Raw genomic sequence first — 24,141 nt, forward strand, 5'->3', positions numbered from 1 at the left:
ATATAATTTATTGCTGGCTTCTTGCTTACTTTCGAAAGTCCTCGAGGACTTTCTTGGTCGGTAATTATTTACTAAATTAGTTGCTTGAAACACGCAACAAACCATATACAACAACGTTGGTAGCAATATCTGGAAACAATCAAAATGAAGAAGATTTTATATTTTTTAGTAATAAGTTTTGTCTTACTTAATTGTACGACAAAAAAAACAGAATTAGTGCTTCTTGGAACAGTTCACGAACCAATCGAGAATTTCACCTCAGATAGTCTTTATAATATTTTAGAAAAAATAAAACCTGATTTGATTCTTTTCGAAGTTGATTCATCTTTTTTTACAAACGGATTTCAATTTAAAAAAACATGGAATAGCAATGAGAATATTGCTACAGTAAAATATATGAATAGGTTTAATGTAGATGTACGACCATACGAATTTACTGGAAGAAACGAGTACAGAGTGAACATAGGTGCAAGACCTACAGACCAGAAAGCGACAAAACTACTGGACAGTTTGTACGAAACCAAAAAATTAGATTCTTTAGATATGAAAACCTACAAAAATTATCTAAACATAAATGACTCTCTTATTTCTTTTATTGACTTAGGCGCAAAAGAATTTAATAATTATATATCAGATAAAACAGCCGAAAAAAGACAAGAATTTCAATACAAAAAATTGTTAGAAATTATGCGAAAATATCCTGTTTTTTCAGACACATATTTCTACAAAAGCAACAATGACAGTATTAGTTATTTTAAGGGATATGAAAAAGCATCTGAATTTTGGGACTTAAGAAATCGAACAATGTCCCGAAACATATTGCATTTTGTTAAAGAATATAAAGGAAGTAAAATAGTTGTTTTAAATGGTTTTTTTCATAGATATTATTTGAAATCTTTGATTGAGCCAAAACAGAGGGATATGGACTTCATAATTAAGGAATTTTATGAATATTAATACTGCTACCAACAATGTATAAAAACAATTGCGGTTTTGTGCTTAATCAAAAGTAGTTGCTTTGTTTACTAGCTTCTGATTTTCCTACGGAAAATCCTCGCACACAAACACGCAACATTTCATATACGTAAACGTTGTAATGCATAATGACAAAACGCAGTCCTGAATGAAAAACCTAGCTTTTTTAATAATAACATTTCTCGCTTTTGGATGTCAAGGACAAAATAAGATGTTCGAGAAAGAAGAGAACAAAGCAAAGGAATTTATGGAATCCAAAATATCGGAAATCTATAATGACCAATTCAAAACCGAATTTATTGGAACTTGGCACGAGTTTGGAAAAATTTATGGCTTTAAGTTTTATATCATTGAAAATAACGACTATCCAATCGCAGTCGAGTACAACCTTGGAGAACAAGAGCCTTTTGAATTTGACAAACAAGGATTTGAAAAGGAATATGAAGCAATTAAGGTAAAAATCAGAGCTTCCGGACAACTCGAAAAGGATATCCAAGCTTATTTTCCTAACGCAAGAGCAATTGCAAATAGGATTGAAAATCGTGATGGAACTTATCGTTGGGTAAATAACATTTATACTGCTCAACCATTGGATAAGGAAAAAGGAAAAACATTTACGGAATTAAATGCACTTTGTAATTCATTGACAAAAAAGTTAAATGAAGAAAAAACATTTTATAACTTCTATTTCCCAAAAGAAGTAGATAAAACCGAATATACTGACAATCGATTTTCTTTCTTCGAATTTGATAATTTTAGTCAAAAGCACATATACCATTATCGAGTTGACTTCATAAAAAGTGGAGAACAATTCGAGATGACAAATCAAAAGCTTCATGATAATCTAAAAGAGGAACAATCAGAAAAACTAAAGAACTCAATTGAGAAATGGAAAAATGAAAACGGATTTGAAAACTGGGAAATATCACTACTTACAGAAAGTAGTATTGATAGAGACCTTGATTTCAAGAAGTTTATATTAGGTTCGAATGGAGAGAAAAAATTCGGATTTATAAACATAGAAACGAAAGAATTAAAATTTGTAAATTAAAAATTACGCATTACAACACCGTGTAAAAAAAATTGCTAGTAAAAGCCTACTTACGAAAATCCTCGCGGATTTTCTTGGTTCGTGTTTTATTTACTAACTTTAGTGCTTAAACCACGCAACTTTCCTTACACAACAACGTTAGCAACAACTATGAAAAAAATCCTGCTCATATTAATAATTGGAATTTCTAATTTGACTTTTGCTCAAATGGAAACAAAATTGAGTGGAAAAATAGTTGACGAAAATTTGACTTGCCTATTCGGAGTAAAAATCACGAATCTCAATAGCGCAACGGAATCTATATCTGACCAAAATGGACGATATGAAATAATTGCATCGGAAAATGACACGCTGGAATTTCAAATTGTTGGACTGACAACTGACAAAATAAAAATTGAAAAACCGACTCAAACTCGGAATTTGATTATGATGAATAAAGACGTAAATTGTTTAGGAGCAATTTGGACGGAAAAACAATATCGTAAAGCAAACAAACGAATTAAAAAACAACTGAAAAAATTATATAAAAAAGCGGAAAAAGAAAATGTGTGGAAAAATAGCAGTTGCTAACACCGTATAAAAATAATTGCGGTTTGGTGCTTAAACAAAGGTAATTGCGTGTTTGCCTGCATCTGATTTTCCTTCGGAAAATCCTCGCATACAAACCCGCAACTATTCTTATACATAAACGTTAGGTGTAATTTAAAAAATGTACTTTCCTGAAATAGGTTGACTAAAAATTAAACACTTAATTATAGTCACTTATGAAAGCTCAAAAACAACCCTGGCGAAAAAAAACGTACGAAAAAGCAACTTTAGAACTCAAATTATTCGTCGTTGACCAAATTCAGAATGGACAGATTTCCACAAACTTTGCTTCCAAAAAATATGATGTTCCTAGAACTACAATTGGGTATTGGATCAAAAAATATAGTACTTTAGTCCAACAAAATACAGGTATGAGTAAATTAGATGAGATTAAAAAACTAAAGGAACGTATTGAAGAATTGGAGTTTGTAAAGGAATTTCAACAAGATATTATTGCTGACATGGAAATCATTACTGGAGTCGATTTGTCAAAAAAGTCGTTGCCCAAAACATTAGCGAAAGAGATAGAACTAAAAAAGAAAAACCGTTTAAAAGAAAATGGTTCTATGAGTGTTTTGGGATTAGTAAACAAGCCTTCTACAAAAGACTCAAAACCCAAGAAAACAAACGACTAAACGATGAAAAAGTCATCGCAATGATACAAGAATATCGAAAATTAGTTGGTATGAGAACTGGCGGAATTAAGTTATATGATGAACTTAAACAAGACTTTATAAAACAAGGTATTAAAATCGGTAGAGACAAGTTGTACGATGTGTTAAGGCTTCATAATTTACTTGTTCCTAAGCTTAAAAACTATGTAACAACAACAAATTCTAATCATCAATTTAGAAAATATAAAAACCTAATTAAAGACCAAGTTCCTACTCGACCAGAACAACTATGGGTAAGCGATATAACATACATTAAAACAGACAATGGACACAATTACCTAGCAATCGTTACAGATGCATATTCTAAACAAATTATGGGCTATAAATTAGATAACAACATGAAGACATCACTTTGTTCAGAAGCGCTAGAAATGGCTATTAAAAATAGAAAATACCCTGATAAAAAATTAATACATCATTCTGACAGAGGTTTTCAATACTGTAACCCCAAATACACAGCATTTGCAGAAGAAAATGGCATAATGATGAGCATGACAGAACAATATGATCCTTATGAAAACGCAATTGCAGAGCGAATTAATAGAACTTTAAAATATGAATATGGACTTAGAAATTGCTTTAAAAACACTGCCATTGCTCAAGAAGTAACAAAACAAGCAGTATATATTTACAACAATTTAAGAACCCATTTTAGCTTAGAATTAAGAAAGCCAGCTGAAGTACATTTAAATCCAAACATCAAATACAAATCATATCGAAGAAATAATGTAAATTTGACTGAACTAACAATTTGAAAACAAAACTAGTTCAAATTATTTTTTGCCTTCTAAACGGCTAAAAAAATCTTTTGAACGGTATAAATTAACCTAAAAAAAGGTCAACCTATATCAGTATAATACAAAAATGACAAATAAAAAAGAAAAAAGAATTTTATCAGCACCTTATGCAAGGTTGATTGGTACTATTTCATCATTGAATTTACAACTATTAATTTCTACTCAATTTAGTGAACAAGACTGTTTAAATTGGGAACAATCATTAAGAGATGATTTAGGAAACTTAAAATCAAAATTAAAGGTTGACTCTATTTTAAAAAGATTATCTAATTCGCCTGTTTTTATGCTGGATGAATTAAGAATGAGCTCTATTGATTCAACAATAATAACTTATACTTCATCAATAGAATTATTCATCCGAGAAATTATTGATTTGAGTTTAAGAAGAAATTCAAGTCTGAGAAAGAAAGCATTTAGTAAAGTTCAAATTTCCGCTTTAGAATTGGAAAATAAAACTGAATTAAATGAAATCAAAAATGACCTTTTCAAAACACTATCAATTGAGCATTCTAAAGGTCAATTGTTGTCTGAAAAACTCAAAAGAGCCTCAAAGTTTCTTTCTATATCAAAATCAAGTACTAAAGACATTCTTATAAACGATATCGACAGCATTTGGAAATTAAGAAACTCAATTGCCCATTCTAACGATGGTAATAAAACAATTTATGAATTTACATCGAACAATATTAAAAAAACAATAGGTGGATACTCAACTAAAGAAGAATATTTGAATTTTACAACTGAACTATTAGAGCCTATGAATGCTTTTTTTGACTTTCTCGAGGAATGGCAAAATGAGGTTTTAGATAAATGGGATGCGAATTCATTCATTCATTATAAAAAAACTACACCTAACACCGTATAAAATTAATTGCTGGTTTTAGCCAATTTACGAAAGTCCTTGCGGACTTTCTATCTGTGATTTATTTGCTAACTTTAGTGCTTAAACACGCAACTAATCTTATACAAACACGTTACCTACAATGCAAAAAAAATCAGCCTCCATTCAATAACTTAACGCAACAAATCTAAAATTATAGATTTGTAAAATGGAAGTAAAAAAACATAGACGATTAACTTTGAAAGAAAGAGTGATTATTCAGACTCTTTTAAATGAAGAAAAGTCTAAATCTTATATAGCAATTAAACTCAATAGATCTCGTTCAACTATCGGTAGAGAAGTGAATAAATGGGTGCAAAAAAAAGAACATAGATATGATGCTGAACTTGCTCATTGGTGTGCTAAAGAAGATTATTTAAACAAGAGAAATTTAGATAAAATAAGCACTTATTCTTTACTCAAATTTTTTGTTTACAAAGGACTTTTATCAAACTGGACTCCTGAACAAATTTCTGGAAGATTAAAAGAGTTGTATCCTAATAATCTAATAATGTCTATTTCACACGAAGCTATTTATAGACACATTTATACTAGACCACAAGCTCGTTTAAATAAAAAGTTAATCAAACTATTAGTACGTAAAAAAACAAGACGTAGAACCCCTAAAAAAAGACGTGGTGGTGGAAGTAAAATCACTAACCAAGTCAGTATTGACAACAGACCACAACATATTGACCTTAGAAATGAAGTGGGACATTGGGAAGGAGATTTAGTGATTGGGAAAAATCATAAAAGTGCTATTGGAACTATTGTAGAGCGCAAAACTAGATTTACTTTAATAGTAAAATTAGAGTCTAAAAAAGCAGGTGAAGTAGCTAATGAGTTTTCTAAAATATTAAACAAATTAAATCCTATTTATAAAAAATCAATGACATATGATAACGGAATTGAAATGGCGAGACACGAAATGATTACTAAAAAAACAGGTATGAAAATATACTTTGCACATCCATATTCTTCCTGGGAAAGAGGAACAAATGAAAATACAAATGGACTCATTAGAAGATATCTTCCAAAAGGAACAAACTTCAATGAAATTGACGTAAATAAACTCCAAAATATTCAAGAAAAATTGAACAACAGACCAAGAAAAATTATAGGATATAAAACTCCAAAAGAAATGATGGATTTAGAACTTAAATTTGTAGCTTAGTAACATCAATAAACAAAAACGGTTTGTTGCGTTACAACATTGAATCCAAGACTTTCCTGAAATAGGTTGACTAAAAATTAAACACTTAATTATAGTCACTTATGAAAGCTCAAAAACAACCCTGGCGAAAAAAAACGTACGAAAAAGCAACTTTAGAACTCAAATTATTCGTCGTTGACCAAATTCAGAATGGACAGATTTCCACAAACTTTGCTTCCAAAAAATATGATGTTCCTAGAACTACAATTGGGTATTGGATCAAAAAATATAGTACTTTAGTCCAACAAAATACAGGTATGAGTAAATTAGATGAGATTAAAAAACTAAAGGAACGTATTGAAGAATTGGAGTTTGTAAAGGAATTTCAACAAGATATTATTGCTGACATGGAAATCATTACTGGAGTCGATTTGTCAAAAAAGTCGTTGCCCAAAACATTAGCGAAAGAGATAGAACTAAAAAAGAAAAACCGTTTAAAAGAAAATGGTTCTATGAGTGTTTTGGGATTAGTAAACAAGCCTTCTACAAAAGACTCAAAACCCAAGAAAACAAACGACTAAACGATGAAAAAGTCATCGCAATGATACAAGAATATCGAAAATTAGTTGGTATGAGAACTGGCGGAATTAAGTTATATGATGAACTTAAACAAGACTTTATAAAACAAGGTATTAAAATCGGTAGAGACAAGTTGTACGATGTGTTAAGGCTTCATAATTTACTTGTTCCTAAGCTTAAAAACTATGTAACAACAACAAATTCTAATCATCAATTTAGAAAATATAAAAACCTAATTAAAGACCAAGTTCCTACTCGACCAGAACAACTATGGGTAAGCGATATAACATACATTAAAACAGACAATGGACACAATTACCTAGCAATCGTTACAGATGCATATTCTAAACAAATTATGGGCTATAAATTAGATAACAACATGAAGACATCACTTTGTTCAGAAGCGCTAGAAATGGCTATTAAAAATAGAAAATACCCTGATAAAAAATTAATACATCATTCTGACAGAGGTTTTCAATACTGTAACCCCAAATACACAGCATTTGCAGAAGAAAATGGCATAATGATGAGCATGACAGAACAATATGATCCTTATGAAAACGCAATTGCAGAGCGAATTAATAGAACTTTAAAATATGAATATGGACTTAGAAATTGCTTTAAAAACACTGCCATTGCTCAAGAAGTAACAAAACAAGCAGTATATATTTACAACAATTTAAGAACCCATTTTAGCTTAGAATTAAGAAAGTCAGCTGAAGTACATTTAAATCCAAACATCAAATACAAATCATATCGAAGAAATAATGTAAATTTGACTGAACTAACAATTTGAAAACAAAACTAGTTCAAATTATTTTTTGCCTTCTAAACGGCTAAAAAAATCTTTTGAACGGTATAAATTAACCTAAAAAAAGGTCAACCTATATCAGTATAATACAAAAACCCGAACTATAAAGAATGAGAGTAACGACATTTCCAGATTGGACTTTTGATTTTGACGAAACCAGAATGGGTTGGTATAATATAAATGCGACTCGAATTACAGGAAATTTAATCGGAATTGACGGAACTGATGAATATAGTGGACTTGAAAGAATTATATCTGACATTGTTGACTTTGAACTAACACAAAACCGAACTTACTCATACTGGAACAATGTATTTGCGGAAATATTCAAATCAAACGGAATAATATTTCACAATAACTTGGAATTAAAAAACCCAAATGAACATTTCAAAAGTTGGGTCATAAAATTATATAATGTTGAACTATATTTTAAAAGCTCTGAACCTGAAATTAGGCTGATTAAAAATGAGAAACGATTGTACTCAAAAAAATGGTCTGAATTTAATGGAACTGAATTTTATAAATTAATAAATGAAATAAAAACCAGCTGCCAACACCGTATATAATTTATTGCTAGTTCTAGCCTACTTACGAAAATCCTCGCGGATTTTGAACTGCTTCCAAAAAGTTAGACACTATTTGAGGGTATTATTATGGGAAGAAAAGTCAAGTATGATTACGCATTTAAACTTCGATGTGTAAAGCAAGTTTTAAAAAATAACCAAACAGTTGAAGATGTGTCTAAGTTATATGGTTGTCATCATACAACCCTTCATGATTGGATTCGATTTTATGAAAAATATGGTAAAAAAGCACTATTACCAAGAAAAACAAAAGTGTATAGCATTCCTTTTAAACTTAAAGTGTTAAAAGCGATTGACAAAGATTCATTATCTTTCAGTCAAGCATGTTTAGAATTTAATATTCCTACAAAATCTGTAATTATGAAGTGGCAACGTAATTATAAAAAAGAGGGTATTATAGGCTTAAACATTAAACCTAGAGGTAAACCAAAATCTATGCAATTTAAGAGGGCTAAAAAAAAGTCTAATAAACCTTTAACAAGAGAAGAGGAACTTTTATTAGAAAATGAATCATTACGTGCAGAACTGGACTTGCTAAAAAAGTTACAGGCCTTAATTCAACAAGAGCAAAACAAAAAGCAAAAGCCATAACAGAATTAAGGCATAAGTATGATTTAGATATTTTATTATATCATATGAACATGGCAAGAAGTAGTTATTATTATCATCATAAAAGAAGTCTTATAGTTGATAAATATAAAGAGATAAAACTATTGATTCATCAAATATATCATCGTCACAAAGGAAGATATGGTTATAGAAGAATCTCTTTAGAAATCAACAAAACAGGAACTCTAATAAATCATAAAACAGTACTCAAGTTAATGCGTGAATTAGGTTTAAAAAGTTTAGTCAGAGCTAAAAGATACAAGTCTTATAAAGGGCTAATAGGGGAAACAGCTCCTAATATATTACAACGAAATTTTAAAGCTATTAGGCCAAATAAAAAATGGGCTACCGATATTACAGAATTTAAAGTTTTAGGAAAAAAACTATATCTATCTCCAATAATTGATCTCTTTAATAGAGAAATAATAAATTATCAATTATCTGAAAAACCTGATTTTAAACAAGTAGCTATTATGCTGAAAAAGTCTTTTAAGAAAATACCAGATCAAACAAATTTAATATTACATTCAGATCAAGGATGGCAGTATCAAATGAAACAGTATCGAAGATTATTAACAGAAAAAGGAATTACTCAGAGTATGTCTCGTAAAGGAAATTGTTTAGATAACGCTGTGATAGAAAATTTCTTCGGTATTCTAAAATCTGAATTGTTTTATATAAATAAATACAAGTCGATATCTCAATTAAAAAAAGAGATTAAAGTGTATATAAAATATTATAATAATGAGAGAATTAAACAAAATTTAAAGGGAATGAGCCCGATTGAATATCGAGCTAATTATTATCAAAATTAATTATAAATTTGTCTAAACATTTGGGTGCACTTCATTTTCTATTCGGTTTTTATTTGCTAAATTAGGTGCTTAAACACGCAACAAACCATATACAAAAACGTTACCTAAAATATGAAAAACGACAGATTTTTAATAATATTTTTTTCTTTAATAACATATATTTCGTGTTCTCAAAATAAAATTAAATACAATGAAATAGTTATAAATTCTGAAAAATCTAAAGAATGGAATTTACCTGAATTAAATGTGACTTCTAAAATTCCGAAAAATTATAAATTATCTTATAATGAAAATGACGGATTTTATTTACAAGCTCGAAAATTTGACAACGAAGGAAATTTATTAGCGGAAATATCAATTGGAAGAATTGAGGGTGAACTGGAGGAAAATAATATTACTGAAACTTTAAAACAAGCAGACAAAGGAATTACAGAACAACTTGAAAATATTGAACAAGTTAAATACGAAACTACTTTTATTGGAGAAAATTTAATTAACGGAAAGAAAACAAAAAATCTTAAGGGAATAATTGAATTTATAAATTATCAAAAAACAATGAATGGAAAGTTTTTCACTCTTATGGTTCCAATTATTTTAAACAAGGAAAATAAATTTATACTTTCATCAATGTTTAGAGAAAGTGAAAATTTAGATAAGAATAAAATTAGTTTTGAATTAATGAGTATTATGAAATCAATTAAAATAACGGAATAAATACTTTAGGTAACACCGTGTATAAAAAATTGCTTAATTTTAGCTTAAACAAAGTTAGTTGCATTTTTGTAAACTTCTATTTTCCTTCGGAAAATAGCCGTTCACTTTAAACGCAACTTTCCATAACACAACAACGTTGTGCATAATTATGAAAACAGTACTAAAATCAATCTTTTTGCTAATTATAAGCTTCTCGTGTTATAGTCAAAACAGCGGAAAGGAAAATCTGAATTTAGTATTCTATAATGACTGTTCTGAAAAAATCATAAAACCAGAATTTGAAATTGACTCATTTCCAAATTTTAATTATAAAATAATTAATGTTTACGTTAAACGTGGAGAATTAATTGGACAATATTCAACAACTTTAAAAACAATTAATGACACAATTAGAATACCTAAAATTCTATTTTCATTTGGAAATGAATTACATTCAAATCGCTGGAATTATTTGAATTGTGAAAAAGTATGTAACGGAACTGAAACGGATTTTTACTCGAACGGAAATATAAGACTTAAAGGAATTTTTAAAAATGGAAAACCGATTGAAATTTTCGACTTCAGGCAAAACGGAAAATTACTTACTCAAACTTTTTACGAAAATCTAACCTTAAATTATAAACGTGTGAATTACTTCGATCTAAATGGAGATTTGACCGAATATGAAATTTATAAAAACAAAAAAAGGAAAACTATAGTAAAAACATTCGATAAAAATCAAAAATTAGTTAGCCGGAAAATTGAAAGATACAATATTGAAAAAACAAAATGGAATTAAAATAACTATGCACAACAACGTGTAAAAAAAATTGCTTAATTTTAGCTTAACCAAAAGTAGTTGCTTTTTTACTCACTCCTATTTTCCTGCGGAAAATAGCCGTTCACAAAAATCGCAACTTTTTATACACAAAACCGTTGGCAACAAGCAAAAAACGACAAACCTCTGAAATAATCAATGACAATTCTTTTTATTTCTAACCAATCTAATTTAACGAAAGAGGAAGCCTTAAAAATATTTCAACCCTACACTGAAGAAAAAGACTTTCACTATTATAAATCTTTATCAAAAGCAAAAGACTTTCTCTCGAAAAAACTAATCGAAAAGGACAAGCATCTTGATTTTATAATATCAGATTGGAAATTTCAAAATGATAACTCTAAAACCATTTTAAATTGGATTAGAAATTCGTCAGAAAACTATTCTTCTAATAATTTTCAATTAAAATCTATACCTTTCTTACTTATTGAGGACAGAGAAAATCAATCTGCTACAATATCAGACGGATTTGATGCTGTCATTGAAAATTTCCCGAATAACTATGTGAATTTGAAACACAACATTACAAGTTCAATAAAAAAATGGAGAACTTCATTTGCGGATGATTTAGAATTGATAGGACTTGACCCAAAAAACAAGACAAACTATACCAATCATAGAAAAACTTTTCTTGCTTATTATAAGCTTAAGGTTTTGTCAAAAACATTTGTTGATAAAAAATCCAATTCGCTAAATTATATTTGGACAGATTCTGACTACACAAATCTTGTGGACTCAAATGAACGGTTTGAAAAAAAAATGAAACAAACTTTAATAAAACCAACAAAATATTTAGAAAAAGAGTTTCACGATTTTCTTCGAGACAATCCGACTTTTGTTAAAGGCGAAAACTTCAATAAATTACTTTATGAAAAGCATCTTTATATAAATAATACTCGAAGATACAATGAACCAGATTTTATAAATAAACCTTTTGATTATGCGATTAGATATCCTGAAATTTTTGAGGTTAAACGACAATCTCAAAGAATCTTTTGGAAAAACAAAGACAAACTTTTATCAAAAGCAAAAAAAGGATTTGAACAAGTTGTTCGTTATAAAAATTATATGGAATCTAAAAATGAAGCAAACGAGTATTATATTAAAAAGTATTTAGGCAAAATTTATAATCAATACGAATACACTTTATTAATGGGATCATCCGAAGAAAAAAGATATAATGAAAATCTAATTGAGGAATTAAAAACTGATTTTAATTTTACAGAAGTAAGTTTAGTAACTTATGAAGATTTATTAAATAAACATATAAGACTTTGTGATAGACTCAATGAATTTAATATATTCTAACATCGGAAAGAAAAGCCAGTTGCCAACACCGTATATAATTTATTGCTGGCTTATTGCTTACTTACGAAAGTCCTCGCGGACTTTCTTGGTCGGTAAATATTTACTAAATTAGTTGCTTGAAACACGCAACAAACCATATACAACAACGTTAGCACCAAGCAAAAACCAACAATGTGAAAACATACCTAGACACGAATATTCTATATTACAAACATCAAGGTCAGAATTTAAATTTAAATATTAAGGGAAAATCTATAACTTCTATTAATGCATTGGAATTTCTAAAAAACATAGAAAAAAAACATCATAATAAAGCAAAATATCACATTCCGTTTATAACGAATCACATTCACCAAATAGCAATCGCAAGAATGCATAAATCAATTAAAAAGAGCCACCCATTTAATAAAAGATTGTCTGATTCTATAATTTTTGATTTTTCTCAAGATTTTGAAAGCTATTCTCTATATAATAATAAATCTGTATCGGAAGTAATTAATAATAAAAGAAAAGAACTATTCTACTCTTCAATAGAATTTTTAGGTAAATCTGAAAATAAAGACATAAAAAACAAATTTAAGTTTGTATTGGAAAACGACCTTAAATGTGACATATTAAACCCTGAAGATATTTATTTAGGATATGAATTACTCAATGAATTTTTAAAAAAGCACACACTAAAACCTGACTTTAGAAATTGTTGGAATGACATATTAATTTTAGCCAAAAGTGTTAATGAAGGAGCTAAACTAATTACTTCTGACAAATTATTGAATAAATTTGCCAGTGAAGTTTACAATGGACAAATTAAACAAGTTGATAACACAATAGAAATCCAATTTCCATCAAGTGATGAAAATCTAGAAAATAATTGGACAAAACAAGAAAGTAAAGGATATATAAATCGAGGTTGGCAATATAAAATGAATAAATAAAATGCCTGGTGCTAACACCGTATATAATTTATTGCTGGCTTCTCGCTTACTTACGAAAGTCCTCGCGGACTTTCTTGGTCAGTAATTATTTACTAAATTAGTTGCTTAAACCACGCAACAAACCATATACAAACACGTTAGCAACAACTATGAAAATGTACTTTCCTGAAATAGGTTGACTAAAAATTAAACACTTAATTATAGTCACTTATGAAAGCTCAAAAACAACCCTGGCGAAAAAAAACGTACGAAAAAGCAACTTTAGAACTCAAATTATTCGTCGTTGACCAAATTCAGAATGGACAGATTTCCACAAACTTTGCTTCCAAAAAATATGATGTTCCTAGAACTACAATTGGGTATTGGATCAAAAAATATAGTACTTTAGTCCAACAAAATACAGGTATGAGTAAATTAGATGAGATTAAAAAACTAAAGGAACGTATTGAAGAATTGGAGTTTGTAAAGGAATTTCAACAAGATATTATTGCTGACATGGAAATCATTACTGGAGTCGATTTGTCAAAAAAGTCGTTGCCCAAAACATTAGCGAAAGAGATAGAACTAAAAAAGAAAAACCGTTTAAAAGAAAATGGTTCTATGAGTGTTTTGGGATTAGTAAACAAGCCTTCTACAAAAGACTCAAAACCCAAAAAAACAAACGACTAAACGATGAAAAAGTCATCGTAATGATACAAGAATATCGAAAATTAGTTGGTATGAGAACTGGCGGAATTAAGTTATATGATGAACTTAAACAAGACTTTATAAAACAAGGTATTAAAATCGGTAGAGACAAGTTGTACGATGTGTTAAGGCTTCATAATTTACTTGTTCCTAAGCTTAAAAACTATGTAACAACAACAAATTCTAATCATCAATTTAGAAAATATAAAAACCTAATTAAAGACCAAGTTCCTACTCGACCAGAACAACTATGGGTAAGCGATATAACATACATTAAAACAGACAATGGACACAATTACCTAGCAATCGTTACAGATGCATATTCTAAACAAATTATGGGCTATAAATTAGATAACAACATGAAGACATCACTTTGTTCAGAAGCGCTAGAAATGGCTATTAAAAATAGAAAATACCCTGATAAAAAATTAATACATCATTCTGACAGAGGTTTTCAATACTGTAACCCCAAATACACAGCATTTGCAGAAGAAAATGGCATAATGATGAGCATGACAGAACAATATGATCCTTATGAAAACGCAATTGCAGAGCGAATTAATAGAACTTTAAAATATGAATATGGACTTAGAAATTGCTTTAAAAACACTGCCATTGCTCAAGAAGTAACAAAACAAGCAGTATATATTTACAACAATTTAAGAACCCATTTTAGCTTAGAATTAAGAAAGCCAGCTGAAGTACATTTAAATCCAAACATCAAATACAAATCATATCGAAGAAATAATGTAAATTTGACTGAACTAACAATTTGAAAACAAAACTAGTTCAAATTATTTTTTGCCTTCTAAACGGCTAAAAAAATCTTTTGAACGGTATAAATTAACCTAAAAAAAGGTCAACCTATATCAGTATAATACAGTATGTAAAACATATAGTAAAAATCAGTAAATTGCATACAGAAATTTATACTAATAATCTGGTCTAAACTGAACACGTTTTTGAACACGATTTACAAATAAAAAAGGTTATTTATTACGTTATAAGCATTTTAACTCGAATTCATAACCCTGAGGTCACGGGTTCAAATCCCGTTCTCGCTACAAGTATAGTACGGAAAGTCAAGATTTATATCTTGACTTTTTTTTTGTTTAGGTACAACAAATTGTTTTTTTTAATTCTTTACAACAAAACAATACAAATTAACTTAAACACTATTAAATAATGCTATTAGCTCTTTAAATAGCTTGATTTTATGGTAATATAGTATATAAATCTCCATTAGAAAAAGCAGCCATTCTTTAGCATGTAACTTTTTATCGCCTAGTGGACAAATCAAAAAAATTGGCAAGCCCCCCCCTTATCTTTAATGAGTTATGGAACCCCAAAAGGATATTTTGAAATTAATTTTAATAACGATAATTATAAAATACAAAGGAGTTAATTTACCAAGTAATTTAGTGTTTGGTTAGGAGATTATAATTCTGAACCATTATCCTCTTTATCAAAAAATAATGAATTTTATGTGAATGTATTTTCGGGTTCAGAAAACAGAAGTGTATCTGTAGAACTGGATGATAACAATAGTATTAATTTAAGGAGAGAAAGAATAGCAGCCCCTTATGTTAACTATATAAAGCGTTTTCAAAAAGAAGATAGTAGTCCGGATAAAAACAGTAAAAAACCACCTTACTTAAGAACAAAATCTAGACATATATGGAAAGGTATTTTTCCTGATAATTTTAAAAAAGGATATAATAAAATAGTAATAACAATAGAAAACCCATATTTCGAAACAATTAAGGAGTCTTTTTGGGTATTAAAAAAAGTAAATAAAAAAATGTGCTTTTTTGATCAACAAAAGATAATGTTCTAAGACTACTGTTTACCCCCCGATGTTAACTCAAAATTATCTTTTTTTTCTTCTTCAATATATTCTTCTAAAACAGAATTTGAAAATAAACACCTCTTTTTTTCATCTAAACATGTTAATTTATAGGTATGACTAAGTAAGAAGTATACTCCATGCTTATGTAGCAAATATGGAGTATCTTCTATGACATAAAAGGTGTGATGGTGTAATTATTCTAGTTAGAAGTGTTTTAATATTTGAGCAGTTCCCAACCCTAATTCATGTGAATACCCATTGCTTTTCAATGCTGATTCAATAGCTCCAATCGTTGCCAGTAAATCATTCTTGTTTACCGATCCCATGTGTCCAATTCTAAAGTAATTCTTTTTTAATTGAGGTAAAAGACCTCCAGCTAATATAACGCCTCCTTGGTTTACTGACTTTAAAAAAGCAGCAGTGTCTATTTTACTGGGATATAAGGGAGCCGATAACGTGTTTGCAGAAACGTGTTCGTTTTTTGATAATAAATCCAAGCCTAAAGCTTTAATTGCTGCTCGCATGGCTTTACCTGCACTTTTGTGTCGATCAAAACGATTGTCTAAACCTTCCTCTAAAATGAGTTGTAAACTTTTTTCTAAAGCAATTACAAGATTTACTGCAGGTGTTCCAAAATAAGAGGCTTGTTTATTTTCATAAGCTTTCATTATTGGTAACCAATTGGTCCAATCTCCATAGTAATTAGAAACAGGACTTGTTCGTTGTTCAAATGTTTGCATTGCCTTTTTAGAAACTACTAAAAGCGCGAGTCCTGGAGGAACTCCTATTGCTTTTTGAGAAGCTGTAAGTACAACATCAATTCCCCATTCTTCTTGTTTAATTTCTTCGCCAGCAACAGAACAAACACCGTCTAGAATGGTTAATACGTTGTACTTCTTACCTAAGGCACCAATACGTTTAGCATCATTTAAAACAGCTGTTGATGTGTCAACATGTGTAAAAGTTAAAAGTTTATAGCTTTTAGATTTTAGTTGCTGTTCGATAAGCTCTAAGGGTACAATGTTACCGACTTCAGCTTCAAGTATATCTACTTGAGCACCATATCGCTTTAAGATTTCTGCATAACGTAACCCAAAGTAACCTGTCGATATTACAAGGGCTTTATCACCAGTTTCTATTAGGTTTGCAGCAGCCATATCCATAGCAAGTGTACCTGTTCCTGCTACTATGAATGCTTGACCAGATGGGCATTGCCAAACTTCTTTCATTAGTTTTAAACTATTGGCAAAGAGGTCTATAAAATCTGGTGAAACATGGCTAGGAGTTGGTACTGCCATACATTGCATCACTTCACTTTCAAATTCTATTGGACCAGGTATCATTAATAATTTTCTCGATTTCATCTATTGCGTGTTATCGTTTTTTTAACGATTTTATTAGTTTTTTTTTGACAGAAAATGATCATTAAATTTTAGTATTCTACCTTTGACTTATTCTTTAATTTATTTTCTAAGATAGGATATAGATTATAAGTTGCATAAATTTCTGTTGTAAAAGCTTTCCATGCAGTTCTCTCAATCGCTAAATTTACAGCTGATAGTTTTGACGCAGGAAGTTCTAAAACCACCACTTGACCAAGTCCCATAACTACAAACCAATTAACTACAGAAGTACCTTCTGGAGGTAGGTTTTCATAAAAGCCTTGGTCCGTTCTTATCTTTTCAATCTCACTTAAAGTCATACTTTGATCATGTTTAAGAAAGACGGTTAATAACAACTTGTCATCATCTTTTTTAGAACTAGCTTTTAAATCAAGCACTACCTTTGACTTATTTTTTAATTTATGCTCTATGATAGGATACAAATTGTAAGTTGCATACATTTCTGTTGTAAAAGCTTTCCATGCAGTTCTTTCAATTGCTAAATTTACAGCAGATAATTTTGAAGCAGGAAGTTCCAACACAACTACTTGGCCAAGTCCCATAACTACAAACCAATTAACTACAGAAACACCTTCTGGAGGAAGGTTTTCATAAAAGCCTTGGTCCGTTCTTATCTTTTCAATCTCATTTAAAGTCATACTTTGATCATGTTTAAGGAAAATGGTCAATAACAACTTGTCATCCGCTTTTTCAGAGTTGTTAAGACTATCATTCGATTGTGCATGGACAATCATTTGTATTAAAAATAATGGAAGTAATAATGCGTATTTCATGTTTATTATTTTTAGATGTTTGTGATAAGTAAGACAGAATGCTCTTTAAGTCATTCTTTTCTATGCTTCTAAAACTTGTACAGGTTTAGACCAGTATCCTCATCATGATAGCGATCAACCGCTCCATCAAAACTTTCTATAACAAATTCTCCAGCTCCATTAATTTTGGCTGTAAGAAAGTGTCCCGCTAATGCCGTGTAATCGTTACGTCCAAGTGTTACATGCATGTGTACGTAGTGTTTTCCATCTTTTTGAGATATATTACCGGTTAAGTTGGTAATCTCCATTTGTTCGGAAAACGTTTTATCTACAAACTCTTTAGTAGCTGGATCAAAAAATCGTAAAGTAGCTTCATTAACAGCCCCCATACCTACAATTGTTCCTGCTTTTATATCCTGCTCTTCCACAAACGCAGTGATTGCTTTTGTAATCTCAGCATGGTTTTGAATGCTTATAACGTACTTGTTACCAAACTGCTTGTAGGTGTATAGTTTAGAATTTGATTGTGCATTTGCTAAAAAAGATACCGTAATACACAATACTATTAAAATTGACTTTTTCATGTTGTATACTATTTTAAGTTATAAAATTAATAAGACGCTCTTATTATATCTATCGATAAACTATCGGCCTTTTTTCCAAGTTCGTTCTTTAGTATTAAAAAATGATCTGTTTGATTATGAAAATCAATCGCTTCCTGAGATTTCCATTCTTCTAGAATGATGACCTTTGCGCTGTTATTAATATCTTCATGCAATACATAAGAGATATTACCTTCCTCTTTCCGTGTGGCATCCGTTACGGTTTGCAACATATTTAAAACATCTTCCTTAAATTCGGGTTTTACAATAATTGTAGCTATAATTTTTAATTCGCTCATAATAAATACTATTTTAATTTATTTTTTTTGATTAAATTTATTTTTTGAGTCCATACCATCAATATGAACTTTTAATTGAGTTTAAACAGTTTCCGTTTTAAATACGGCTATTTTTCCCGCATTAAAGCGAACCTTTAACTCTTTTATTTAAACCAAATTTTGACTAATCCACCACGCTTACCTAAAAGCGGATCTTCATTTGGTATTGGTAGTGACAATATATTATTATCTGCAGTTGGACGCTCTCCTTTAGCGCCTCGCATTAGATCCCAGTCACGACCATCAGGATACGCACCTACTACACCAAGATTTAAACTTTCAATTTTTTTGTGGCCAACACCAGCAGGTATAATAATAACATCTCCTTTGGTAACTTTAATTTTTTCACCTTGCTCTCCTCCTAAATGAATGATCGCTTCACCAGAATATATTCCCAAAACTTCATGAGAGGTACTATGGTAATGGTGAAAAGGGTAGATACCGTTTGTCCATGAATTGGTCCAATTATTGGATTTGAAAGTTTGTAAAAACCATTGGCTAGGATTCTTTTCGTTTTTTGGCAAAGCATCTTTAATAAGAAGTAATGGTAATTTACTATTAGGTATTAGTCCATCATCTTTAAAATAAAATTTCTCATAGTGGTTTTGTTTGTCACTATTTTCAAATAATTTTGAAACAGGAAATATCAATGGCGTTACCCCCAATAAGCGTATAAAATTTTTTCTATTCATAAATTTTCGAGTTTTACAACATTATTTGTTTAGGTAGATTAAATTTTATCTATAAATGTTTTTTCATTTTTTACAACTAAAATAATAAGGGGAGTTTTAATTAATTTTAGCAGAAGCAAAAACGAAATTAGCTGTTATTTGCTAATAAATAAAAATAGAATATCTAAAGTTTTCTTAATTTATATAAAAATAAAAGAGGCCATTAATGTTTTCTTCTTTTCTTTTAAAAACACACTTTAATCACTACTATACAATTACTTAGATTTAATTTAGTATTTACAGGAGTAATACAGGAAATTATGTTAAAAACATATGGTTTGGCACTTGTCATCATTATCTCATGATTACCAAGAATAAACTCGAAGTAGAATGTTTTACTTTTTTCAATTTACCAATTAAGAACACCCTTACTATCAAATCTCTTATCAACCTAATTTCCAAGAAAAACAACTTTATCAAATCATGTTGAAAAATAGTTTTTAATGCGTTTATACTACCATGTATATCTCCAATTGCGTAAATTGCCATGATACCTTTTGTTTTTAAACTATATAACCCAAAGCTTATATTAAGTTTTTTTGGTTGTTGATAATCATTAAAATGCTAGTAATCAACTTTTAATTGAGTTTAGCCAGTTCTCCCTAAATTTTATATTATGTAAAATGTTTATTGATCTACAAACTGCAACTTGTAAAAAACTAATCCCTATAAGGTTCTATTGTTTGTATTGTTCCATCCTCGTTATAATTAATTTCTATAACTTTTACAGAACGTAAATGTGTTACTCCTTTTGATAAACTAGAATCATGATAGAATAAATAGTCTTTACCGTCTACATTACAAATAGAGTGATGTGAGGTCCAACCAACCACTGGCTCTAAAACCTTACCTGCATAGGTAAATGGTCCGTAAGGATTATCTCCTATAGCATAACATATAAAGTGAGAATCTCCTGTAGAATAAGAGAAATAATATTTTCCATTGTGCTTATGCATCCACGCTGCTTCAAAAAAGCGTCTATCAATATCTTTTGCTAATAATAAATCTCCATTTTCATCAATAATTTCTATCTCCTTTGGCTTTTCATCAAATTCTAACAAATTATCAGTCATTTTTGCTACATAAGGCAATAAAGCTGGTTCATTATCTTCAGGAATAAATGCTGTTGGACTCTCTGGTTGGTCTGCTCTAAACTCACCTGTTCTCCAGCGCTGTAATTGTCCACCCCAAAGACCACCAAAGTACATATAACAACTACCATCATCGTCTTTAAAAACAGCTGGGTCTATAGAAAAACTACCTTTAATTGCTTCTGGTTCTGCTTTAAAAGGTCCTGTTGGAGAATCACTTATTGCAACACCAATTCTAAAAATATCATCGTGTGCTTTTGCTGGAAAAAACAAATAATATTTCCCATCTTTTTCATTTGCATCTGGTGCCCACATTTGTTGTTTTGCCCAAGGAACGTCTTTTACATGTAAAGCCAAACCATTGTCTACAGCCTTACTATCTATAGTATCCATAGATAGTACATGATAATCTTCCATAGCAAAATGGCTTCCTAAATCATCAAAAGCTTCTCCGGCATCAATATCATGAGATGGATATATATATATTTTACCATCAAATACATGTGCAGATGGATCTGCAGTATATATATGAGACACTAATGGTTGTGAAATGGCTTTTTTATTTAATTCATCAAAATTGATGTGTTCTATACTTTCTTCTGGCATTGTATTATTTTTTAAATTGCTCTTCTTTCGTTTAACTCTTTTTCTATTTTTAATTCCATTTTTTTATCTATTTCATAAAAATATAATAACCCTACTCCTATTAAAAACGGAATTGCAGCATACACACTAATTAATAACTTTGTACCATTAATAGCTGCTTCACTTTGTATTTCTAAATGAGAATCATATCCATAAGCTCCTAAAATTGATGAAACTAAAGCACTACCAATACTAATACCTCCTTTTAAACCAACCATCATTGCAGAAAATATAATGGCAGTTGCTCTTCTGTTTGTTTTCCATTCAGAAAAATCTGCTACATCGGCAATCATTGTCCAAAGAATTGGAGTCCCAATTCCGTAAAAAAACATGTGTAAAATCTGAGTTACAAAGATTAACTCTATAGATTCTGGTTGATAAAAATAAAAAGCAATAATAAATAAGGTTGAAATAAAGAGCGAAATGGCAAAAACATTTCGTTTTCCGAATTTATCTGCCAAACGTTTAGAAAGAATGATACCTATTAAACCAACTAGAATTCCAATTCCGTTAAACACCCCTAAACCAAAAGAGGTTTCATTTTCAAATGTGGGTAATATCGATCTATATGGGTCTAAAAACGCTCTTAACTTTTCTTCGTTTACAAAGTTTTCGAAATAATAAACATAAGAACCGCCTTTCATTGCTAATGTGACAAATATTAGTGTTGTAAGCACCAACATAATCACCCAAGGTTTATTTTTAAACAAATCTGATAAATCTTCTTTTAAACTAGATTTTTGTTCTGGCTTAGGTATTACTCTTTCTTTTGTGGTAAAAAAGGTAATCATTAACATTATGGTTCCTATAATGGCTAAATAGGTCATTACGGTTTCCATACCTGCTGCTTTGTTACCATCACCTGCCTTTAGAATTAAATCATACATAAAAACTTGCACAAAAAACTGTGCCCCTAAAACACCCACAAATCGATATGCAGATAAGCTATTACGCTCTTTCATATCTCCTGTAATAACACCACTTAGAGCAGCATAAGGTAAATTATTTGCAGAGTATAACAATAACAATAAAGTATAGGTAATTACAGCATAAATAACCTTTCCTTGATATTCAAAATCTGGCGTAGTAAAAGCTAATAATGCAGTTACTCCTAAGGGGATTGCAGTCCATAAAATCCAGGGTCTAAATTTACCCATTTTGGTATTTGTTCTATCTGCCAAAGCACCCACCATAGGGTTAAAACCAAACGCAGCTATAAGTCCAACTGTTAAGGTTACTAATGCGGCATCTTCTGGTTTTAAGCCATAAATATCTGTATAAAAATAGGAAAGATAGGTTACTAGAGTTTGAAAAACTAAATTGGCTGCTAAATCTCCAAGAGCATAACCTACTTTTTCTTTTACAGATAATTTGTGTGAAATAGTTGTCATTTTCAGGAGTTATTAGTTTGCCTTATTTTTAAGCGCAATTACATTATTATATACTTCTTTTGGTTTATCATCTCGTCCAAAAAGTAATGGATAATTTGTTCTCCCTTTAATTGGCCAATCATTTAACCAAGATTGCCCATCGTTAACTCCCCAAAAAGTAACACGGCTAATTTTATCTTTGTGTATTAAGAAAAGATTAAATATATCTTCATAACGTTTTGCTATTTTTAATTCAATGTCTTCTGTTAATCCATTTGGATAAGGATTCATTTTTGGATCATTCTCGTATCTTTCATAACTTTGCTCTACAGCAGCTCCATCCAACTCCCAAGGATTTGGCAGAACGGTAATGTCTAATTCTGTAAACATTACTTTTACTCCTAAGTCTGAATACGCAATTATACTGTTTTCAATATCTTCTAAAGATGGACCTTCTAGACTCCAATGTGCTTGCATACCTACACCATCAACTTTAATACCTTTTGCTTGTAGATTTTTTACAATTCTAATAACTCCTTCTCTTTTTGCTGGTTTCCAAAGATTGTAATCGTTGTAGACTAGCTCTGCATCTGGTGCTGCTTGTTCGGCAAGTTTAAAAGCTAATTCTAAATAGCTTTCATCTCCAAAAATTTTATAAAATAGAGATTCTCTTGGAGACCCATCTTCATTTAAAGCTTCATTTACAACATCCCAAGAATCAATTTTCCCTTTATATCTACCTGCAATTGTATTTATATGCTTTGTAATGGTATTTACTAAAGTATCTTTATTTGTAATTTCATGTACCCAAGGTGCAAGTTGACTATGCCAAAGCAGGGTATGCCCCACAACATGCATATTATTTTTATTACCAAAAGCAACATAAGCATCTGATACCTCAAAATTATAAGTGTCTTTTTTAGGGTGAATTTGCTCCCATTTTAAATCGTTCTCTGGAGTAATAGCATTAAACTCTCTTGTTATTAAAGTTGTTTGCAATGCATTTACTTCTTTAATTTGACCTGTATTAAGTGCTGTTCCTAGTAAAAAATCTTCTTTAAAACTATCTTTTAAAGACGTCTTATTTTGAGGTGTTTCAATTACAGTTTCTTTTTTTGCTTCTTTACAGCTTAAAAGGCAAATTGATAACAAGAGTAAAGTTGTATTAATTTTATTAAACATATCTATATTGTATTTATTTGTGAATTTCTACGGATGTCAATTACTGTTATTCAGTAATCTTTTTAAGCTAAACTAACTAACAAATAGTCTTGTAAAAAAAACGCCTTGTTATTGGATTAAAATTAACAGTAATCTATAGATTACTGTAAAACAAATACTGCTTTTAGTAGAACAATTCTTGCATTACAAGAAATATTTTAT

General features: G+C 29.9%; 27 protein-coding genes. 19 read left to right on the forward strand and 8 right to left on the reverse strand.

Features of this window, described 5'->3' with window-relative positions; translation table 11 throughout:
- The first annotated feature begins 144 nt into the window (after positions 1–144).
- From H0I27_RS12870 to H0I27_RS12960, 19 genes are all read left to right on the forward strand, one after another.
- Positions 145–957, forward strand: a complete 813-nt coding sequence (locus tag H0I27_RS12870; RefSeq protein ID WP_218731072.1) for a hypothetical protein — start codon at positions 145–147, stop codon at positions 955–957.
- 166 nt (positions 958–1,123) lie between these two features.
- A complete protein-coding gene (locus tag H0I27_RS12875; protein ID WP_218731073.1) occupies positions 1,124–2,026 on the forward strand; it encodes a hypothetical protein in 903 nt (300 codons plus the stop codon).
- A gap of 150 nt (positions 2,027–2,176) precedes the next feature.
- Positions 2,177–2,596, forward strand: a complete 420-nt coding sequence (locus H0I27_RS12880; RefSeq protein ID WP_218731074.1) for a carboxypeptidase-like regulatory domain-containing protein — start codon at positions 2,177–2,179, stop codon at positions 2,594–2,596.
- 194 nt (positions 2,597–2,790) lie between these two features.
- A complete protein-coding gene (locus tag H0I27_RS12885; protein WP_218761396.1) occupies positions 2,791–3,249 on the forward strand; it encodes a helix-turn-helix domain-containing protein in 459 nt (152 codons plus the stop codon).
- The gene (locus H0I27_RS12890) at positions 3,195–4,043 is read left to right on the forward strand and encodes an IS3 family transposase (protein ID WP_254713168.1); all 849 of its coding nucleotides are present in this window, start codon (positions 3,195–3,197) and stop codon (positions 4,041–4,043) included. Before H0I27_RS12885 ends, H0I27_RS12890 begins: the two co-directional genes overlap by 55 nt.
- 109 nt (positions 4,044–4,152) lie before the next feature.
- Complete coding sequence (locus tag H0I27_RS12895) at positions 4,153–4,950, forward strand: HEPN domain-containing protein (RefSeq protein WP_218731075.1); 798 nt, start codon at positions 4,153–4,155, stop codon at positions 4,948–4,950.
- Between the two features lie 184 nt (positions 4,951–5,134).
- Entirely contained in the window at positions 5,135–6,139 is a 1,005-nt protein-coding gene (locus H0I27_RS12900; protein WP_218731076.1) for an IS30 family transposase, read from the forward strand.
- Positions 6,140–6,240: 101 nt separating this feature from the next.
- Positions 6,241–6,699, forward strand: a complete 459-nt coding sequence (locus tag H0I27_RS12905; protein WP_218761396.1) for a helix-turn-helix domain-containing protein — start codon at positions 6,241–6,243, stop codon at positions 6,697–6,699.
- Positions 6,645–7,493: an IS3 family transposase gene (locus H0I27_RS12910; protein WP_254713169.1), complete on the forward strand. Its 849-nt coding sequence runs from the start codon at positions 6,645–6,647 to the stop codon at positions 7,491–7,493. The genes H0I27_RS12905 and H0I27_RS12910 overlap by 55 nt, the downstream gene beginning before the upstream one ends.
- A 125-nt stretch (positions 7,494–7,618) precedes the next feature.
- Positions 7,619–8,074: a hypothetical protein gene (locus tag H0I27_RS12915; RefSeq protein ID WP_218731077.1), complete on the forward strand. Its 456-nt coding sequence runs from the start codon at positions 7,619–7,621 to the stop codon at positions 8,072–8,074.
- An 87-nt stretch (positions 8,075–8,161) separates the two neighbouring features.
- Positions 8,162–8,683 (forward strand): helix-turn-helix domain-containing protein, encoded by a 522-nt coding sequence (locus H0I27_RS12920; RefSeq protein WP_025562376.1) that lies wholly within the window; start codon positions 8,162–8,164, stop codon positions 8,681–8,683.
- A complete protein-coding gene (locus H0I27_RS12925) occupies positions 8,680–9,516 on the forward strand; it encodes an IS3 family transposase (RefSeq protein WP_254713170.1) in 837 nt (278 codons plus the stop codon). Before H0I27_RS12920 ends, H0I27_RS12925 begins: the two co-directional genes overlap by 4 nt.
- Before the next feature lie 111 nt (positions 9,517–9,627).
- Positions 9,628–10,230, forward strand: a complete 603-nt coding sequence (locus H0I27_RS12930) for a hypothetical protein (protein ID WP_218731078.1) — start codon at positions 9,628–9,630, stop codon at positions 10,228–10,230.
- A 148-nt stretch (positions 10,231–10,378) separates the two neighbouring features.
- On the forward strand, positions 10,379–11,008 hold the full coding sequence (locus H0I27_RS12935; protein WP_218731079.1) for a hypothetical protein: 630 nt from the start codon (positions 10,379–10,381) through the stop codon (positions 11,006–11,008).
- A gap of 177 nt (positions 11,009–11,185) precedes the next feature.
- Positions 11,186–12,355: a tRNA amino-acyl synthetase gene (locus tag H0I27_RS12940; protein ID WP_218731080.1), complete on the forward strand. Its 1,170-nt coding sequence runs from the start codon at positions 11,186–11,188 to the stop codon at positions 12,353–12,355.
- Between the two features lie 173 nt (positions 12,356–12,528).
- Positions 12,529–13,290 (forward strand): hypothetical protein, encoded by a 762-nt coding sequence (locus tag H0I27_RS12945; protein WP_218731081.1) that lies wholly within the window; start codon positions 12,529–12,531, stop codon positions 13,288–13,290.
- A 210-nt stretch (positions 13,291–13,500) separates the two neighbouring features.
- A complete protein-coding gene (locus tag H0I27_RS12950) occupies positions 13,501–13,959 on the forward strand; it encodes a helix-turn-helix domain-containing protein (protein WP_218761396.1) in 459 nt (152 codons plus the stop codon).
- Positions 13,905–14,753 (forward strand): IS3 family transposase, encoded by an 849-nt coding sequence (locus H0I27_RS12955; protein ID WP_254713171.1) that lies wholly within the window; start codon positions 13,905–13,907, stop codon positions 14,751–14,753. Before H0I27_RS12950 ends, H0I27_RS12955 begins: the two co-directional genes overlap by 55 nt.
- A gap of 710 nt (positions 14,754–15,463) precedes the next feature.
- On the forward strand, positions 15,464–15,814 hold the full coding sequence (locus H0I27_RS12960) for a hypothetical protein (protein ID WP_218731082.1): 351 nt from the start codon (positions 15,464–15,466) through the stop codon (positions 15,812–15,814).
- Positions 15,815–16,029: 215 nt separating this feature from the next.
- On the opposite strand, the gene H0I27_RS12965 is transcribed toward H0I27_RS12960, so the two are convergent.
- The 8 genes from H0I27_RS12965 to H0I27_RS13000 all read right to left on the reverse strand — a co-directional run bounded on the left by H0I27_RS12965 (position 16,030) and on the right by H0I27_RS13000 (position 23,940).
- Complete coding sequence (locus H0I27_RS12965) at positions 16,030–17,190, reverse strand: alanine--glyoxylate aminotransferase family protein (RefSeq protein WP_218731083.1); 1,161 nt, start codon at positions 17,188–17,190, stop codon at positions 16,030–16,032.
- Between the two features lie 68 nt (positions 17,191–17,258).
- Positions 17,259–18,002: a hypothetical protein gene (locus H0I27_RS12970; protein WP_218731084.1), complete on the reverse strand. Its 744-nt coding sequence runs from the start codon at positions 18,000–18,002 to the stop codon at positions 17,259–17,261.
- Between the two features lie 68 nt (positions 18,003–18,070).
- Positions 18,071–18,565, reverse strand: coding sequence for a PPC domain-containing DNA-binding protein (locus H0I27_RS12975; protein WP_218731085.1), 495 nt, complete (start codon positions 18,563–18,565; stop codon positions 18,071–18,073).
- Positions 18,566–18,591: 26 nt separating this feature from the next.
- On the reverse strand, positions 18,592–18,882 hold the full coding sequence (locus H0I27_RS12980; protein ID WP_158838268.1) for a putative quinol monooxygenase: 291 nt from the start codon (positions 18,880–18,882) through the stop codon (positions 18,592–18,594).
- A 143-nt stretch (positions 18,883–19,025) separates the two neighbouring features.
- Positions 19,026–19,586 carry a cupin domain-containing protein gene (locus tag H0I27_RS12985; protein ID WP_218731086.1) on the reverse strand — a complete coding sequence of 187 codons (561 nt, stop codon included), beginning with the start codon at positions 19,584–19,586 and terminating at the stop codon, positions 19,026–19,028.
- Between the two features lie 725 nt (positions 19,587–20,311).
- The gene (locus H0I27_RS12990) at positions 20,312–21,349 is read right to left on the reverse strand and encodes a glycoside hydrolase family 43 protein (protein ID WP_218731087.1); all 1,038 of its coding nucleotides are present in this window, start codon (positions 21,347–21,349) and stop codon (positions 20,312–20,314) included.
- An 11-nt stretch (positions 21,350–21,360) separates the two neighbouring features.
- Positions 21,361–22,779, reverse strand: a complete 1,419-nt coding sequence (locus tag H0I27_RS12995) for an MFS transporter (RefSeq protein ID WP_158838271.1) — start codon at positions 22,777–22,779, stop codon at positions 21,361–21,363.
- Between the two features lie 12 nt (positions 22,780–22,791).
- Entirely contained in the window at positions 22,792–23,940 is a 1,149-nt protein-coding gene (locus H0I27_RS13000; protein WP_218731088.1) for an endo-1,4-beta-xylanase, read from the reverse strand.
- Positions 23,941–24,141 lie beyond the last annotated feature (201 nt).

This window comes from Polaribacter sp. HaHaR_3_91 (assembly GCF_019278525.1).
Classification (GTDB): Bacteria; Bacteroidota; Bacteroidia; order Flavobacteriales; family Flavobacteriaceae; genus Polaribacter.

What these genes read in the sequence shown, in the direction of transcription:
- H0I27_RS12940 (WP_218731080.1), top strand. Translation starts at nt 11,186, where the DNA reads ATGACAATTCTTTTTATTTCTAACCAATCTAATTTAACGAAAGAGGAA.
- H0I27_RS12965 (WP_218731083.1), bottom strand. Translation starts at nt 17,190, where the DNA reads ATGAAATCGAGAAAATTATTAATGATACCTGGTCCAATAGAATTTGAA.
- H0I27_RS12875 (WP_218731073.1), top strand. Translation starts at nt 1,124, where the DNA reads ATGAAAAACCTAGCTTTTTTAATAATAACATTTCTCGCTTTTGGATGT.
- H0I27_RS12880 (WP_218731074.1), top strand. Translation starts at nt 2,177, where the DNA reads ATGAAAAAAATCCTGCTCATATTAATAATTGGAATTTCTAATTTGACT.
- H0I27_RS12980 (WP_158838268.1), bottom strand. Translation starts at nt 18,882, where the DNA reads ATGAGCGAATTAAAAATTATAGCTACAATTATTGTAAAACCCGAATTT.
- H0I27_RS12905 (WP_218761396.1), top strand. Translation starts at nt 6,241, where the DNA reads ATGAAAGCTCAAAAACAACCCTGGCGAAAAAAAACGTACGAAAAAGCA.
- H0I27_RS12990 (WP_218731087.1), bottom strand. Translation starts at nt 21,349, where the DNA reads ATGCCAGAAGAAAGTATAGAACACATCAATTTTGATGAATTAAATAAA.
- H0I27_RS12920 (WP_025562376.1), top strand. Translation starts at nt 8,162, where the DNA reads ATGGGAAGAAAAGTCAAGTATGATTACGCATTTAAACTTCGATGTGTA.
- H0I27_RS12915 (WP_218731077.1), top strand. Translation starts at nt 7,619, where the DNA reads ATGAGAGTAACGACATTTCCAGATTGGACTTTTGATTTTGACGAAACC.
- H0I27_RS12950 (WP_218761396.1), top strand. Translation starts at nt 13,501, where the DNA reads ATGAAAGCTCAAAAACAACCCTGGCGAAAAAAAACGTACGAAAAAGCA.
- H0I27_RS12935 (WP_218731079.1), top strand. Translation starts at nt 10,379, where the DNA reads ATGAAAACAGTACTAAAATCAATCTTTTTGCTAATTATAAGCTTCTCG.
- H0I27_RS12930 (WP_218731078.1), top strand. Translation starts at nt 9,628, where the DNA reads ATGAAAAACGACAGATTTTTAATAATATTTTTTTCTTTAATAACATAT.
- H0I27_RS12895 (WP_218731075.1), top strand. Translation starts at nt 4,153, where the DNA reads ATGACAAATAAAAAAGAAAAAAGAATTTTATCAGCACCTTATGCAAGG.
- H0I27_RS13000 (WP_218731088.1), bottom strand. Translation starts at nt 23,940, where the DNA reads ATGTTTAATAAAATTAATACAACTTTACTCTTGTTATCAATTTGCCTT.
- H0I27_RS12900 (WP_218731076.1), top strand. Translation starts at nt 5,135, where the DNA reads ATGGAAGTAAAAAAACATAGACGATTAACTTTGAAAGAAAGAGTGATT.
- H0I27_RS12995 (WP_158838271.1), bottom strand. Translation starts at nt 22,779, where the DNA reads ATGACAACTATTTCACACAAATTATCTGTAAAAGAAAAAGTAGGTTAT.
- H0I27_RS12885 (WP_218761396.1), top strand. Translation starts at nt 2,791, where the DNA reads ATGAAAGCTCAAAAACAACCCTGGCGAAAAAAAACGTACGAAAAAGCA.
- H0I27_RS12975 (WP_218731085.1), bottom strand. Translation starts at nt 18,565, where the DNA reads ATGAAAAAGTCAATTTTAATAGTATTGTGTATTACGGTATCTTTTTTA.
- H0I27_RS12870 (WP_218731072.1), top strand. Translation starts at nt 145, where the DNA reads ATGAAGAAGATTTTATATTTTTTAGTAATAAGTTTTGTCTTACTTAAT.
- H0I27_RS12970 (WP_218731084.1), bottom strand. Translation starts at nt 18,002, where the DNA reads ATGAAATACGCATTATTACTTCCATTATTTTTAATACAAATGATTGTC.